The sequence below is a fragment of the Paracnuella aquatica genome, from assembly GCF_003332885.2.
Taxonomy (GTDB): Bacteria; Bacteroidota; Bacteroidia; order Chitinophagales; family Chitinophagaceae; genus Flavisolibacter; species Flavisolibacter aquaticus.
This window is the reverse complement of the sequence record NZ_QOWJ01000005.1, coordinates 219,904-235,961: the sequence shown is the minus strand read 5'-3', so window position 1 is coordinate 235,961 and position 16,058 is coordinate 219,904. Positions and strand designations below refer to the sequence as shown.

General features: G+C 49.7%; 10 protein-coding genes. 8 read left to right on the top strand and 2 right to left on the bottom strand.

Annotated features, from left to right (window positions below; translation table 11 throughout):
* Positions 1–10 precede the first annotated feature (10 nt).
* Positions 11–736 (bottom strand): head GIN domain-containing protein, encoded by a 726-nt coding sequence (locus DRJ53_RS10050; protein ID WP_114235486.1) that lies wholly within the window; start codon positions 734–736, stop codon positions 11–13.
* 278 nt (positions 737–1,014) lie between these two features.
* Here DRJ53_RS10050 and guaA point away from each other — a divergent pair, with 278 nt between their 5' ends.
* From guaA to DRJ53_RS10015, 7 genes are all read left to right on the top strand, one after another.
* Complete coding sequence (gene guaA / locus DRJ53_RS10045) at positions 1,015–2,556, top strand: glutamine-hydrolyzing GMP synthase (protein WP_114235485.1); 1,542 nt, start codon at positions 1,015–1,017, stop codon at positions 2,554–2,556.
* Between the two features lie 335 nt (positions 2,557–2,891).
* Positions 2,892–4,070, top strand: coding sequence for an ABC transporter substrate-binding protein (locus DRJ53_RS10040; RefSeq protein ID WP_114235484.1), 1,179 nt, complete (start codon positions 2,892–2,894; stop codon positions 4,068–4,070).
* A gap of 98 nt (positions 4,071–4,168) precedes the next feature.
* Positions 4,169–4,306, top strand: a complete 138-nt coding sequence (locus tag DRJ53_RS21870) for a DUF2256 domain-containing protein (protein WP_114235483.1) — start codon at positions 4,169–4,171, stop codon at positions 4,304–4,306.
* Between the two features lie 114 nt (positions 4,307–4,420).
* Positions 4,421–5,446 (top strand): ligase-associated DNA damage response exonuclease, encoded by a 1,026-nt coding sequence (locus tag DRJ53_RS10030; RefSeq protein ID WP_114235534.1) that lies wholly within the window; start codon positions 4,421–4,423, stop codon positions 5,444–5,446.
* Positions 5,447–5,543: 97 nt separating this feature from the next.
* Positions 5,544–7,178: an ATP-dependent DNA ligase gene (locus tag DRJ53_RS10025; RefSeq protein WP_114235482.1), complete on the top strand. Its 1,635-nt coding sequence runs from the start codon at positions 5,544–5,546 to the stop codon at positions 7,176–7,178.
* Positions 7,179–7,323: 145 nt separating this feature from the next.
* Positions 7,324–8,700 carry a c-type cytochrome gene (locus DRJ53_RS10020; RefSeq protein WP_114235481.1) on the top strand — a complete coding sequence of 459 codons (1,377 nt, stop codon included), beginning with the start codon at positions 7,324–7,326 and terminating at the stop codon, positions 8,698–8,700.
* 141 nt (positions 8,701–8,841) lie between these two features.
* Positions 8,842–11,409 (top strand): ligase-associated DNA damage response DEXH box helicase, encoded by a 2,568-nt coding sequence (locus DRJ53_RS10015; protein ID WP_114235480.1) that lies wholly within the window; start codon positions 8,842–8,844, stop codon positions 11,407–11,409.
* A gap of 544 nt (positions 11,410–11,953) precedes the next feature.
* Here DRJ53_RS10015 and DRJ53_RS10010 read toward each other — a convergent pair.
* Positions 11,954–12,742 (bottom strand): hypothetical protein, encoded by a 789-nt coding sequence (locus tag DRJ53_RS10010; RefSeq protein WP_114235479.1) that lies wholly within the window; start codon positions 12,740–12,742, stop codon positions 11,954–11,956.
* Between the two features lie 412 nt (positions 12,743–13,154).
* Here DRJ53_RS10010 and uvrA point away from each other — a divergent pair, with 412 nt between their 5' ends.
* Positions 13,155–16,034 carry an excinuclease ABC subunit UvrA gene (gene uvrA / locus DRJ53_RS10005; RefSeq protein ID WP_114235478.1) on the top strand — a complete coding sequence of 960 codons (2,880 nt, stop codon included), beginning with the start codon at positions 13,155–13,157 and terminating at the stop codon, positions 16,032–16,034.
* Positions 16,035–16,058: the final 24 nt, after the last annotated feature.

Here is a 16,058-nt window from a genome sequence, read left to right as displayed (position 1 = left end):
CCGACATTTCCTACTGCACCCTCCGCACATTACCGGCACCCATGATCTTTTGATTTACGGTGCCGCCGCCTTTGTATGACACATCGCCGGCCCCTTTTATTTCAACCGAAAGTTCTTTGGAAGCAAACACTTCGGCGTTGCCGCTGCCGGCAATATCTACATTAGCGGTTTCGCTCAGCAACTCAAACGCATGCACATCGCCGCTGCCGCGGATGCCTGCATCAAACTTGCGGGTAGTGCCCTGGATGCGTGCCGAGCCGCTGCCTGAAATTTCGGTGCTTACCTGAGGCGCATCAACAGCCAGTTGAATGTCGCCACTGCCGCGGATTTCGAGCTCCAGACCTTTGCCGCCTTTTACCATACCGGTAGAGCGGATATCGCCGCTGCCCGAAACGCCGATGCGTTCAAACATGGGCGCTGTTGCATATACTTTAATGCCGCCTTTGGAGCGCAAGTTATATCCATCACGGGAGCCCACTTCCACGGTGCCGCCGTTGTTGTCTACTTCAATAAATTCCATCAGGTTTTCATCCGCTTCGATGCGCAAAATATGCTCGGCGCCCGGGCTGATGATCACATCAATGCCGCCCCGCACTTCTACACCATCAAACGAGCCAATGGAACGGGTTTGGCTGGTGCGGTTGCCATTGCCCTCCACCCGTTTGCCGCCCATAAACCGGCAGGAGGTCATTAACAATAAAGAACAAAGTGCTACAAGCAGGGCAGTTGGTTTCATGTGTGTCTATTTTGGTATTACGACGCTAAATATACAGAACTGGTTACAGAGAAGTCCGAAGACAGAAGACGGAAGTCGGAAGAAAGTTGAGAGTTGGCAGTCTGGAGTTCAGAGTTTGGAGTTCAAAGCCGGGAGTTGGCTGCGGCCGGGTTAGGTAGTAAGGTTGTACCTTATAAAATTTCTTCCGTCTTCCGTCTTCCGTCTTCCGTCTTCCGTCTTCGGTCTTCCGTCTTCGGTCTTCGGTCTTTCCCCCGCATAACTTACCTTAGCGGCCTCTTATGACGGAAAAAATCATCATCCTCGATTTTGGCTCGCAATACACCCAGCTCATTGCCCGTGCGGTGCGTGAAGCCAACGTATACTGCGAAATTCTGCCCTTTTCTAAAGCGGTTCCGCAAAACGATCCATCCATCAAAGGCGTGATCCTTTCAGGCTCGCCTTTTTCGGTAAACGATGAAGCGGCCCCGCTGGTAGATGTAAAAGCCCTCGCCGCTAACACACCGGTTCTGGGCGTTTGCTACGGCGCACAGCTTACCGCCAAGCAATTTGGCGGCTCGGTAGAGCGGAGCGCCAAACGCGAATACGGCCGCGCATTTCTGCACCTGCAAAGCGAAGAGTTGCTGCTCAACGGCATCACGCCTTCATCGCAGGTTTGGATGAGCCACGGCGATTCCATTTTGCAAATGCCGCCCAATTTCCGTCTGCTAGCCACTACTGATTCCATCCCGGTGGCAGCTTTTAAAAGCGAGGATGCAGACCTGAAGCCGCTTTATGGACTGCAATTTCATCCCGAGGTATATCATTCCATCGAAGGCAAAAAAATACTGCGCAACTTTTTGGTAAATGTGTGCGGCTGCAGCCAGGCCTGGACGCCGGCACATTTTGTAACCGAAACCGTTGCCGCACTGAAAGAGCAGATCGGCGATAAAAAAGTGATCATGGCGCTGAGCGGCGGTGTGGACAGCACCGTGGCCGCAACACTGATTCACCGCGCCATTGGCCCCAACCTGCACGGCATTTTTGTAGACAATGGCGTGCTGCGCAAAAACGAGTTTTACCAGGTTCTGGAAATTTATAAGCAACTGGGCCTCAACGTTACCGGCATCGATGCCAAACAACGCTTTTACGATGCGCTGGCCGGTAAAACCGATCCGGAGGAAAAGCGTAAGGCCATTGGTAAGTCGTTTATTGATGTGTTTCAGGAAGCTGCTACCGCCGAAGACCGTGATGCATCGTTCCTGGGGCAGGGCACCATTTACCCCGATGTAATTGAATCGGTGTCCGTGCACGGACCTTCGGTTACCATCAAGAGCCACCATAACGTAGGTGGCCTGCCCGAAAAAATGCACCTGAAACTGGTGGAGCCGTTGCGTTACCTTTTTAAAGACGAGGTGCGCCGCGTAGGCAAGGAACTGGGCATCCCCGACGACCTGCTCAACCGCCATCCGTTCCCCGGTCCTGGTTTGGCCATCCGCATCCTGGGCGAGATCACACCGGACAAAGTGGCCTTGCTGCAAGACGCCGATGATATTTATGTAAAAGCGCTGAAAAGCAACAACCTGTACAGCACCGTTTGGCAGGCAGGCACCATCTTATTGCCGGTAAAAAGTGTGGGCGTTATGGGCGACGAACGTACTTACGAGTTTACGGTGGCTTTGCGTGCCGTGACCTCGGTAGATGGTATGACTGCCGACTGGGCACACCTCCCCTACGATTTCCTGGCACATGTGTCGAACGAGATCATCAACTCGGTGCGGGGCATCAATCGGGTGGTGTACGATATTTCCTCGAAGCCGCCCGCTACTATTGAATGGGAATAGGGAATAAGGAATATCGAACAGACGAACAAGGAACAGACGAACAGATGAAGTTGGGAAGAAATAACTAACAAGGGACAAGGAATGCTGAATGATGGATGATTAATTATGAGTGATGCATTTGTCAGTGACACCAATAATTCATAATCAATAATCTCTCGACCCCGACTTCGACATTCGACATTCCTTGTTCGTCTGTTCATCTGTTCTTTTAAACCGTTCATCTGTTCGATATTCTTATTAAACTCTTCCTAAATACCTTTCTGCTAACCATTAGGGTGCTTAATTTGCTGAAGCAAAGTCAGCAGTAAGCAAAGCGCTGCCTAAAATTGAACACCATGAAAAAAGGAATTTATCTCATTGCGGGACTCCTGTTGCTGGCCCATACCTCGGGGCTGGCGCAGAACATGAAGCGGCACAAGATTGCCCTTTTTGCCCCGCTTTACCTCGATTCTGTGTTCAACGGCGCCAACTACCGCTACGGCAAAGAGTTTCCCAAATTCCTTAATCCCGGCCTCGAGTTTTACCAGGGTGCCCAAATGGCGCTGGATTCGTTGCAAAAAATGGGGGCGCCGCTGGAAGTGTTTGTGTACGATACCCGCTCCAAAAGAAGCGGTGTTAGCGACATCATCAGTAACCCGGCCATGAACGATGTGGAACTGATCATTGCCAACGCCAGCAATGCCGAGGTACGCCAGCTGGCCGAAGCGGCGCTGCGTAAAAAAGTACCCCTGATTTCAGCCACACTGCCCAATGATGCGGGAGTTAATAACAATCCCTATCTCGTAATCCTCAACTCTACCCTGCGGGCCCATTGCGAAGGCATTTACCGCTACCTCCAAACCTACCACAGCCGCGATAAAATTGTGTTGTTCCGGAAAAATGGTGCGCAGGAAAACCAGTTGCGTGATTATTTCAACGACATCGGCCAAAGCACCATCGACAAACGCCTCGCTATTGAAACGCTGGATGTAACCAACGGCTTTAACAGCAGTTCTTTTACCGCCCGCCTCGACAGCACCCGCCGCACCGTGGTTATTGCCGGCAGCCTCGACCAAAATTTTGGCGAAGACCTGGCTTCGGAGCTGGCCTCCATCGGCAACAAATACCCCATTACCCTGATGGGTATGCCCACTTGGGAAAACATCCGGGCTTTTAGCCGGTCGGAGTTCAGGCCGCTGGAAATTATTTACAGCACGCCTTTTTACATCAACCGCAGCGAACGGCTGGCGGCCCATATCGGTAATGTGTTTGAAGATAGAATTGAGGGGCGCCCCACCGACCTGTTTTTCCGCGGCTACGAAACCATGCTGCGCTTTGCGCAATTGCTGCTCGAAACCAAGACGGATGTGGCGTCCAACCTGTCGCGCAAAGGCAACTATGTGTTCACGCAATATGATATCCAGCCGGTCTTTACCAATAAGCAAAGCATGACGCTGGATTATTTTGAAAACAAAAAACTCTACTTTGTCCGGCGCATCAATGGTGCGATGGACGTGGTGCGAAACGCGTTTTAAACACCAGCATTTTTATTGGTAAAAAAATATTCAGGGCAACCCAAAAGGTTGCCTCCTTTTTTGCCGAACGCACCGCGGCATTGTTTGTTATTAAAGGGATGCACAAACAACATTTACCCACCAAAATATGCCCTGTTTGCAACAGGCCATTTCAATGGCGCAAGAAATGGCAGAAAGTTTGGGATGAGGTTATCTATTGCAGCGAACGATGCCGGAGGAATAGGAAGAAAGTTTAAAGTTGATAGTTGGTAGTTGACAGATAAAACTAAAGGCAATGCTATCATCCATTAGCTTCCTGCTATCTGCTATCAACTATCAACTACCAACTATCAACGCAAAAAATGCCCACCATGCCCCTGATCGAATTTACTGACCATGGATTTTACTGCCGCGCCGGCGATTTTTTTATCGATCCGTGGCGGCCGGTATCCAAGGCACTTATTACCCATGGACATAGCGATCATGCCCGCTGGGGTAGCAAATCTTATTTGTGCCACACCGATACCAAACCGATTTTAGAAACACGACTGGGACCGGGCCATTACGAAACGGTTGGCTATAACGAACCGATCAGCATTAATGGTGTGAACATTTCCCTGCATCCAGCAGCGCATATCATTGGCTCTTCGCAAATACGCCTCGAACACAAAGGCGAAGTGTGGGTGGTAAGTGGTGATTATAAATTAGAAAACGACGGATTGAGCGGCGAGTTTGAGCCGGTGAAATGCCACAACTTTATTTCGGAATGCACTTTTGGCTTGCCCATTTATCAATGGAAACCGCAGGCACAGATTTTTTCCGACATACAGCAATGGGTTTTGAAAAATAAAGCTGCTGGTAAATCATCGCTCTTGTTTGCTTACAGCCTGGGTAAAGCGCAGCGCCTGCTGCCGTGCCTGGCCGAAGTGACCGACCGGATATTGGTGCATGGTGCGGTGTACAATGTGCACATGGCTTTGGTCAATGCAGGCATCAAACTGCCCGAAGTGCACCGCGTTACGCCAGACACACCGAAGGAATGGCTGAAAGGTGCAGTAGTCATTGCACCTTCATCGGCCGAAGGCACACCGTGGATGCGCCGGTTTGCGCCGTTGGCTACAGGTGTGTGCAGCGGTTGGATGGCTGTGCGGGGCGCCATGCGCAGGCGCAATGCAGATGCGGGTTTTCCGCTCAGCGATCATGCCGACTGGGATGGATTGCTCAAAGCCATCAAGGCCACCGAAGCTGAATGCGTGTATGTAACGCATGGTTTTACGGCTGCATTTGGCCGTTACCTCAACGAGCATGGTTTTAATGCCAAAGAAGTAAAAACCGAATACGGCGACGACGAAACCGAAGAAAAGTCAACTGATGTTTTGGAAAAACTGGAAGAATAAAATGTTGAACCAAAGAGACACGAAGCACACAAAGTAACACGAAAAATTTTCTTTGTGTGCTTCGTGTCTCAGTGGTTCAAAAAACTAAACTCAATTCATGCGTCATTTTGCTGCACTGGTTGCCAAATTGGGAACAACCACAAAAACCAACGAAAAGCTGGATGCACTGGTTCAGTATTTTTCGGTTGCGGATGACCGTGATAAGGTTTGGGTGATTGCCATCTTCAGTGGCCGCAGGCCGCGGCGTGCTGTTAATACCACGCAGTTGGCCACCTACTGTGTAGAGTTAGCCAAGCTGCCCTTTTGGATGTTTGATGAATGCTGGCACACCGTAGGCGACCTTGCCGAAACCATTGCGTTGCTACTGCCCGAAAACGAAACGGCTTACAACGAACGCCGCGACGACGAGCGGCCACTGTATTACTACATCGAGCAACTCAAGCGCATTGAAAAAGAAGAAGAGCCGGTACGGAAAAAATTCATCGTCGAAAGCTGGGCGGAACTAAACCGCAGCGAACGATTTGTATTTAATAAACTCATTACGGGCTCGTTCCGCATTGGCGTGTCGCAAAAGGCGATGGTAAATGCACTCGCCAAAGCTACCAGCGCCGAAGCATCGGTTATTGCCCACCGCATTTCGGGAAATTGGGATCCGGGCACCATCACCTTCGACGAACTGACCGGCGATGAAGCACACGCCACCGACCTTTCCAAGCCTTATCCTTTTTACTTGGCTTATGCATTGGAAGATGAACCAGCAAGTTTGGGCAATCCTGAAGATTGGCAGGTGGAGTGGAAATGGGATGGCATCCGCGGCCTCATCATCAAGCGGCAGGGAGAATTGTTTGTATGGAGCCGCGGCGAGGAATTGATGACGGAAAAATTTCCGGAGTATCATTCGCTGCAATACTTATTGCCCGACGGCATTGCGCTGGATGGCGAAATCATCAGCCTGCCGCCTGCAGAAGCGGGCGCAACTACATTTCGCAGGCCGCTGCCTTTTTCTTCCCTACAAACCCGCATTGGGCGCAAAAATGTAACTAAAAAACAATTGCAGGAAGCACCGGCAGGATTCATCGTGTACGACCTTTTAGAATATGAAGGTGAAGACTGGCGCAGCCGCCCACTGAGCGAACGGCGCTCAAAACTTGAAGCATTGATGGCACAATGGAACTACACCGCATTGGAGCTTTCGCCGGTGGTCCGTTTCGAGGATTGGGAGGAGTTAAAAACCCTGCGCGAACAGTCACGTGAAATGAATGCAGAGGGTTTTATGATCAAGAAGCGGAGCTCCATTTACCAGGTGGGCCGCAAACGCGGCGACTGGTGGAAATGGAAGATCGACCCGCTGACCATTGACGCCGTAATGATCTATGCACAAAAAGGAGCAGGCCGCCGCAGCGGGCTCTATACCGATTACACCTTCGCGGTTTGGGACGGCGACAAATTGGTTCCGTTCACTAAGGCTTACTCGGGTTTAACCGATAAAGAATTTGCACAGGTAGATGCATTTGTAAAACGCAATTCGCTGGAGAAATTTGGCCCGGTGCGTACCGTAAAACCGGAGCTGGTATTTGAGCTGGCTTTTGAAGGCATTGCAGCATCCAACCGGCACAAAAGCGGCGTGGCGCTGCGTTTTCCCAGGATGCTGCGCTGGCGCAAGGACAAGACGGTGACAGAGATCAATACGCTGGAAGACCTGAAGCGGATGCTGGAAGTGTACGGCAAATAATTTTTACAATGCAGAATGTGCAGCCTTGAAATTTTCGGATTTTGTTCAGGCTTTGTGGCTGCAAACTTGTGGGCCTAACGGCACGGTTTACCTTTCGTAACCGTTCGATACAACATTTACCCCATTTTCCTGTTATTTAGCAGTGATGCACAAGGCAACAATTTTCTCGGTACTGCTGTTTGGCCTGCTGGCGCTGGCCGCAGGCATGATGAACAAAGCCGTGCCCGAACCCGTTCCCATTCCCGCTTCGCCACAACGATTTGGCGATGCACAAAAAGGCTATGAGTACCTTGTTACCGGCGACTATGTAAAAAGCGGCATCCCCCATGGCGTGTTTGGCCTGGCGCCCAAAGAGCCCATTTACCTGCAGCGCGAAGGCCGCAACAAAAAACTGCCGCATGGTTTCACCGCCATCACTGCACTCAACGGCGAGCCGCTGGTGGCACCCAACTGCCTGCAATGCCATGCGCAGCCCTTCGAAGGACAACTGATCATGGGCTTGGGCAACACCTTTATTGATTTTACCAGCGGGCAGCAATTAGGTGCCAAAAGCATCGGCCTGCTGGAAAAAGTTTTGAAAACAACATCGCCCAAATCGTATGAAGCGGCGGAACCTTTTTTAACCGTTACCAAAACCCTGGCCCCCAACCTGCAGGCCGATGTGCGGGGCGTAAACCTGGCCGGGCGGCTCACTTATTTACTCCTATCGCACCGCGACCCCACCACTTTAAAATGGAGCAACGAACCGCGGGTGCCCGTGCCCAACGATGTAGTAGTGCCTACCGATACGCCGCCCTGGTGGCTGCTCAAGAAAAAGAACGCCATGTTTTATAATGGCTTTGGCCGCGGTGATTTTGGCCGGTTTCTGATGGCCTCCAACCTGCTCACAGTAAGCGATACATCGGAGGCTGCGGGTGTGGACAAGCACATGCCCGATGTGCTCTCTTACTTGCATTCGCTGGAGCCGCCCAAATACCCCAAAGAGATCGACCAGCAACTGGCGGCCATGGGCAAACCCATTTTTGATAAAAAATGCGGCACCTGCCACGGCAGTTATGGCGACAACGAAAAATATCCCAACCTGCTTATTCCGCAGGCCATTATCGGCACCGATTCGTTCCTCTTCAAAAGCAATTATTCTGCCCCGCAGTTTATCGAATGGTTCAATAACAGCTGGTTTACCACCGGCGATCATCCGGCCCGGCTCGAGCCTTTTGCGGGTTATATAGCGCCGCCGCTTGATGGTATTTGGATCACTGCGCCGTACCTGCACAATGGCTCCGTGCCTACGCTGGAAGCCTTGTTGAACAGCAAGCTGCGTCCCAAGTATTGGTCGCGCAATTTTGACAAGCCCGAATACGATTACGAAGGCCTGGGCTGGAAACACGAGGCTCACGACGCCCCTAAAAACAAGGCATACAATACCACGCTGCCGGGTTATGGCAACTACGGCCACACCTTTGGCGACAAGCTTACCAATGCCGAACGAAAGGCCGTGCTGGAGTATTTAAAGACCATTTGATTTTTTGTACCAAGCTGCAGCAACATCATTCAACACCTGTTGCGTCGCACGCTTGTACGTTCAGATCGCTGTTCGGCTTTTCGTTTTGCCCCACCATTGGCATAGATTTATGAGCGTATATCGTTCAATCCCTAAAACACCGTGCAGGAATTACAACAATCCAAAGGATATAAGATCGTCAATAAATGGTTGTCGGTGCAGGGATTTCAACCCTTTGCATTTCAGCAGGAAGCTTGGCAACATATCCTCAACAACCGCAGCGGCTTGGTAAATGCTCCCACCGGCATGGGCAAAACATACTCCGTGTTTTTAGGCGCTGTCATTCAGTTCATCAACAACCACCCTACCGATTACCAGAAAAAGAGCAAGAATGGGTTGCAGCTTATTTGGGTCACACCACTGCGGGCACTGGCCAAGGACATTGGCCGCGCTATGGAAGAAGTAATTGCTGCATTAGGCATGCAATGGCAGGTGGGCATCCGCAATGGCGACACCACCATGGCCGAACGGCAGCGGCAAAAACGGCAGGTACCCGAAGTGCTCATCATCACCCCGGAAAGCCTGCACCTGATGCTGGCGCAAAAAGGCTATGCTGATGTTTTTAAAAGCCTTAAAATTTTAGCGGTAGACGAATGGCACGAACTACTGGGCGGCAAGCGTGGCGTGCAGGTAGAACTTGCCATTAGCCGCATCATACATTGCACTAAAAGCAATGAAACAAAGGAAGTAACAACATCCAAAAAAACAACAGCTTCCAAAAAACCAAAAAGCACCCAACTGCCAACCCCCAACTCCCAACTCTCCCTCTGGGGCATCTCTGCTACCATCGGCAACCTCGACCAGGCAATGGAGGTTCTATTAAAACCGCTGGGCGATGTTGAGCCGGTAATTGTCCGGGCCAAAGTGGCCAAAAAAATTGAGATTGAATCCATTCTGCCCGACGAAATTGAAAAATATCCCTGGGCGGGTCATTTAGGCATCAAGCTGGCGCAAAAAGTTCTGCCCATCATCGATAGCAGTCGCACCACGCTTATTTTTATCAACACCCGCGCCATGAGTGAGATCTGGTACCACAGCCTGCTCACCATTGCACCTGAGCTGGCAGGCGCTATTGCATTGCACCACGGTTCTATTGAACACGAGTTGCGCAACTGGGTGGAGGAAGCCTTGCATGCAGGCAAATTAAAAGCCGTAGTTGCCACTGCATCGCTGGATCTGGGTGTTGATTTCCGGCCGGTGGAAACCGTTATACAGGTGGGTTCGCCAAAAGGCGTTGCCCGCTTTTTACAACGTGCAGGCCGCAGCGGCCACAGCCCCGATGCGGTGAGTAAAATCTATTTTTTACCAACACACTCCCTTGAACTAGCCGAAGCTGCTGCACTGAAAGCCGCTGTGGGCGATGCCGGAATTGAAAGCCGCGAACCGCTGTTGCTTTGTTATGACGTGCTCACACAATACCTGTGCACGTTGGCAGTATCGGATGGCTTTCGTCCCGATGAAATATTTAAGGAAGTAATCAGCACGTATTGTTATACCGATCTTACCCGCGACGAGTTTGACGAAATCCTTCAATTCATCACCGCAGGCGGCACTGCATTGCAGCAATACGATGAATACAAAAAGGTGGTGGTAGAAGATGGGCTGTACAAAATAACCAGCCGCCGAATTGCCATGCGCCACCGCATGCATATTGGTACCATTGTGTCGGAAGCGATGTTGAAAGTAAAGCTAACAACAGGCGGATACATTGGTATGATCGAAGAGTTTTTTATCAGCCGCCTGGAGCCCGGCGATGTGTTTATGCTGGCCGGCCGCCAGTTGGAACTGGTGAACATAAAAGACATGACGGTGCTGGTAAAAAAATCAACCGCAAAAAAGGCGGTGGTACCCAGTTGGGGCGGCAGCCGCATGTCGATATCGCAAAGCCTGGGTACCCGGCTGCGCCAAAAACTGGATGAAGCTGCGGAGCAGGTGGAAGAAGGCATCATTTCAGAAGACCAGGAGTTGGAAGCGCTGTTCCCGCTGTTTGAATTGCAGCACCGGTTATCGCATATTCCGCGCAGCAACGAGTTGCTTATCGAGCAAATTGAAACAAAAGACGGGTTCCATCTTTTTGTGTACCCGTTTGAAGGCCGCCTGGTGCATGAAGCGATGGCTGCTTTGCTGGCCTACCGCATTGCACAGCAAACACCCATCACCTTTTCGCTGGCTATGAACGATTATGGTTTTGAGCTCCTCTCCGACCAGCCCATCCCAGTGGATGATACAAATGTGTACGAGCTGTTTACTGCCGATAATTTACTGGCCGATATCCAGCGCAGCGTGAATGCTACGGAGATGGCTAAACGAAAATTCAGGGACATTGCAGTGATCGGTGGATTGATCTTTACCGGCTACCCCGGCGAGCCAAAAAAAGCCCGTCACTTACAGGCTTCCGCAGGTTTGCTGTTCAATGTGTTCAACGAATACGATAAAGGAAATGTGCTGTTGCGGCAGGCTTACCAGGAGGTATTTGACCAGCAAATGGAAGAAGTGCGGCTGCGCCAAACATTGCATCGCATACAAAATTCTAAAATTGTGCTCACCTTTCCCAAACGATTGACACCGCTATGTTTTCCCATAAAAGTAGACAGCATGCGGGAAGCATTGAGCTCTGAAAAATTGGAAGATCGGGTTCGGAAAATGCAACAGCAATTGGCGAAAGAATGAGGAATTATTGATTATGAATTATCAATAATTGGGGCTTCCGTCTACATTGATGACCATCAAGTCGATTCGGGTGATTGCGTTCTGCAATTTTGTATTGCAATTTAATTGGGCGTAGCCCAAACCTGTCGGTAGCAATACGATCATCATCTTATTACATTTTCGCTGTTGATCGTAGCTCAATCCTGTAACTAGGAAGTTTATAAAGCGAAATGTAGCACAGGTTTGGGCTACGCCCAAAATAGTTTCACCAATTAACTTTATTGCTACATACAGGTGTGGGCTACGCCCACATTTTTAATTAATGATCGTGTTCTACCTTTCGACTTATTGAATAACATCATTTCGCCACCTGGTCACCAAAACACCATTATGAATTCTTCATTCATAACTCTTGATTCTTTTCCTTGTTCGAAATTATCCACCAAACTGCCTCTTTTTATCTGCTCCTTGTTTGTCTGTTCCACATTCACCTGAACTTCCGGGCATAAAAAAGGGGCCGTGAGATCACGGCCCCGCCCTTGTATATGCAAATGAAAATGAGAAACTATTGTTGGTTGTTTTGCTGCGCCTGCTGCAGGCCGCTTTCAAAACCATTACCGGTTTGCTGCATTTGTTGTTGCTGATCGGCAACTACTTTGTTTGCAGTAAAGAATTCCACTTTGGTCTTCTCTTTTTTATTCTTGGTTTTCACCTTTACTTCTGCAGTGTTGTCCTCGGGTGTGGTACCTGCGCTCAGCGCAAATACACCAGCAGGATCTGCATCATTGAATGGCGTACCCAATGCCACGTTCAATACGTTGGTAGCAGGGTCAAAAATCAAAGTGCCTTCCGGAACCGAAGTACCCACGTCGGTTTTCTGGGCAATGATGCGGTAGGTTGCAGGCGATTTTTTCAGGTATGCTTTGATGCGTCCCTGAGGCATGCCTTCAATCCAAACCATTCCCTTGTTAACCGAATCCAAAGTGATGGTCACATTTGGGGGTGTAGCAACAGCAGCATCAGTACCTACTGCAGATGTAGTTGCATCGGCAGTAGTAGTTGTTGTTGCGGCCGCGTCGGTGGTTACAGTTGCGCTAGCATCTGCATTTGTTACCAGTTGGTAACTACCCAGCACAGGATAAATTTTTTCGATGGTTAAGGGTGCAGGCATGGGCTGCAATTTGTACTTGGCCGCAATCGAGTCGCGGGTGGAATAACTGCCATAGGCATTCAACTTTTTAGTTGTGTCGGTGGCAGTAGTTGTGCCCATTGTACCAACGGTACCGGTTGAGTCCTGGGCCTGAGCAGCCGAAAAAATTATAGTGGCTGTAGCTAAAAATAAGGTGCTTTTCATACGTTAGCTGATTAGGTGTTTCAAACGAGATTCGGCCCATGTAATACAATATTGTGCCAAAAATGCAAACCACTGATTATCAAACGCTATCCAATAGTGATGTCGGCCAAACAAACCCGCTTCAGGGTGTAAAACAGGTTGACTAAGTATGTGCCAGAATGTAATTTTTTAAGTACAATAGTTGAGCACAACGTTCAAACAGGTTTAGAAGCATTTATTAAGCACAAGCCTTTCACTATTTATAAAAATCCCGCTCATTTTATTACATCCATTTTTTTAGAAAGCCCATACCAAAACAGCTATCACAGGTAGCCTGCCAATTCTTTTTTTGAACCAATACCGATATCTGTTAAATTCCGTGCGACGGGCTGTTTCCATCCTATCTTTGCAGCCGTTTTTTTAGCGCAAATACATGAAACAAACTAAGCCGAAAAAAACCACTGCTCCGGTGGTACAGGATGAATTTATTGAAGTGTTGGGAGCAAGGGAGCACAACCTGAAAAACGTTGATATTTCCATACCAAAAAATAAGCTGGTGGTCATCACGGGCATCAGCGGCAGCGGCAAATCGTCGCTGGCATTTGATACCATTTATGCCGAAGGGCAACGCCGGTATATGGAAACATTTGGTGCTTATGCCCGCCAGTTTATTGGCGAAATGGAGCGACCCGATGTGGACCAGATCACGGGCCTTTCGCCGGTGATTTCCATCGAGCAAAAAACCACCAACAAAAACCCACGGTCTACAGTGGGCACTGTTACCGAAGTGTACGATTTCTTGCGCCTACTGTATGCACGTGCAGGCGAAGCCTACTCGTACAACACCGGTAAAAAGATGGTGAAGTGGAGTGAAGATGAAATTGTAGGCAACATTTACAAACGTTTCAACGGGCAAAAAATATCCCTGCTGGCACCACTGGTTCGCGGCCGCAAAGGACATTACCGCGAGCTGTTTGAAGAGATGCGCAAAAAGGGTTTTTTGAAAGTGCGGGTAGATGGCGAAATAAAAGACCTGGTGCCCAAAATGCAGGTGGACCGCTATAAGATTCATGACATTGAATTGGTAGTGGACCGACTGAAAGTAACCGCCGACCTACGTACCCGTGTAAGCCAAAGCGTGCAGCAAACATTGAAGACAGGCAAAGACCTGATGTTTGTGTCGGTGGAACCGGAAGGAAAAAAAGAAGCTGCCGTGGTGGCTTATTCTCGCCAACTAATGTGCGAAGACACTGGCCTTTCTTATGAAGAACCTTCACCCAATACATTTTCATTTAACTCCCCGTACGGTGCTTGTCCTACCTGCAAAGGCCTGGGAGAAGTATACCGGGTTGATAAAAATGCAGTGATACCCGACGACTCCCTGAGCCTTAATGAAGGCGGCATTGCGCCACTGGGCGGCGAGCGGGAAGCACAGATATTTAAGCAAGTGCAGGGCTTTGCCAAAAAGCAAAAGTTCAGCATGGACAAACCGGTTCGCGACCTGCCGCAATCGGCCATCAACTTTATTCTATTTGGATCAGAAACAGAACCCACGGCGGAAGCATGGGAGTTTGATGCAGACCCGGATTATACCGTGTATGATGGCGCATTTGAAGGCGTAGTAAACCTGGTAAAACGCTGGTTTGCCAGCAGCACATCAGAAGCCATACAACGCTGGGCCGAAGGATTTATGGAACTGGCCACCTGCCCTACCTGTGCGGGCACACGCTTGAAAAAAGAAAGCCTTTGGTTTAAAGTGGCAGAGCGCAACATTGCCGAACTCAGCAACCTCGACCTGGTACAACTCATCCAATTTTTTGAAGGCATTGAAGAACGCCTTACCGAACGCCAACAGGTTATTGGTCGCGAGATCATTAAAGAGATCAAAGAAAGGCTGCAGTTTTTGCTCGATGTCGGCTTAACTTATCTTACACTGAACCGACCAACCCGCACACTGAGTGGCGGCGAGTCGCAGCGCATCAGGCTGGCTACTCAAATTGGTTCGCAGTTGCAAGGCATTACATACATCCTCGATGAACCTTCCATTGGCCTGCACCAACGCGATAACCACCGGCTGATTACCGCGTTGCAAAACCTGCGGGATATCGGCAATTCGGTGATTGTTGTAGAGCACGATAAAGACATCATGCTGGCTGCCGATCACCTGGTGGATGTTGGCCCTAAAGCGGGCTGGCATGGCGGCCGCATCATGGCACAGGGCACGCCTGCCGAAGTGCTTGCCAGCAATACACTCACTGCATCGTTTTTAAATGGCCAACGCGAAATTGCCGTGCCCAAGCAGCGCCGTGCAGGCAATGGAAATACGGTTGAATTAAAAGGTGTATCGGGACACAACCTAAAGAACGTTTCGGTCAAGTTTCCGTTGGGAAAATTCATTGTGGTAACCGGCGTTAGCGGCAGTGGAAAATCCACTTTGATCACCGATACTTTGTACCCCATTCTTTCGGTGCATGCATACGGTTCGCGTATGACACCGATGCCGCACAAATCGGTAAGTGGGCTCGAGCATATTGATAAAGTAATTGAAATCGACCAGTCGCCCATTGGCCGCACACCGCGCAGCAACCCAGCCACCTACTGCGGATTTTTTACCGAAATAAGACAACTGTTTGCATCTATACCCGAGGCAAAGATCAGGGGCTATAATGCAGGACGGTTTTCGTTCAATGTAAAAAGCGGCCGTTGCGAAGTGTGTGAAGGCAGCGGTATGCGCACCATTGAAATGAACTTTTTGCCCGATGTGTATGTGCATTGCGAAAAATGCAACGGTAAGCGCTACAACCGCGAAACTTTGGAGATCCGTTACAAAGGAAAAAGCATTTCCGATGTATTGAATCTTACGGTTGAAGAAGCGGTGGAGTTTTTCCAAAATGTGCCATACCTGTATCGCAAAATAAAAGTGTTGGAAGATGTGGGCCTGGGTTATATCACCTTGGGCCAATCGGCGGTAACGCTGAGCGGTGGCGAAGCACAGCGTGTGAAGCTGGCAACCGAACTGGCAAAAAAAGATACCGGCAAAACATTTTACATACTCGACGAACCCACTACCGGTCTTCATTTTGAAGATATTCATCACCTATTGGAAGTGTTGAACAAACTGGTGGATCGTGGCAACACGGTGCTGGTAATTGAGCACAATATGGACGTGATTAAAGTGGCTGACCACATCATCGACCTGGGGCCGGAAGGCGGCAGCGGCGGTGGTAAAATTTTATACACCGGCACACCGGAAGGATTGCTTAAAGTAAAAGAAAGCTTTACAGGTAAATACCTTAAGGAAGAACTGAAGTGATGTCGGATTTTGGGATTGCGGATT

Excerpts from the sequence above, each read along its gene's own strand:
- DRJ53_RS10050 (WP_114235486.1), bottom strand. The coding sequence starts at position 736 with ATGAAACCAACTGCCCTGCTTGTAGCACTTTGTTCTTTATTGTTAATG.
- uvrA (WP_114235478.1), top strand. The coding sequence starts at position 13,155 with ATGAAACAAACTAAGCCGAAAAAAACCACTGCTCCGGTGGTACAGGAT.
- DRJ53_RS10025 (WP_114235482.1), top strand. The coding sequence starts at position 5,544 with ATGCGTCATTTTGCTGCACTGGTTGCCAAATTGGGAACAACCACAAAA.
- DRJ53_RS10030 (WP_114235534.1), top strand. The coding sequence starts at position 4,421 with ATGCCCCTGATCGAATTTACTGACCATGGATTTTACTGCCGCGCCGGC.
- DRJ53_RS10040 (WP_114235484.1), top strand. The coding sequence starts at position 2,892 with ATGAAAAAAGGAATTTATCTCATTGCGGGACTCCTGTTGCTGGCCCAT.
- DRJ53_RS10020 (WP_114235481.1), top strand. The coding sequence starts at position 7,324 with ATGCACAAGGCAACAATTTTCTCGGTACTGCTGTTTGGCCTGCTGGCG.
- DRJ53_RS21870 (WP_114235483.1), top strand. The coding sequence starts at position 4,169 with ATGCACAAACAACATTTACCCACCAAAATATGCCCTGTTTGCAACAGG.
- DRJ53_RS10010 (WP_114235479.1), bottom strand. The coding sequence starts at position 12,742 with ATGAAAAGCACCTTATTTTTAGCTACAGCCACTATAATTTTTTCGGCT.
- guaA (WP_114235485.1), top strand. The coding sequence starts at position 1,015 with ATGACGGAAAAAATCATCATCCTCGATTTTGGCTCGCAATACACCCAG.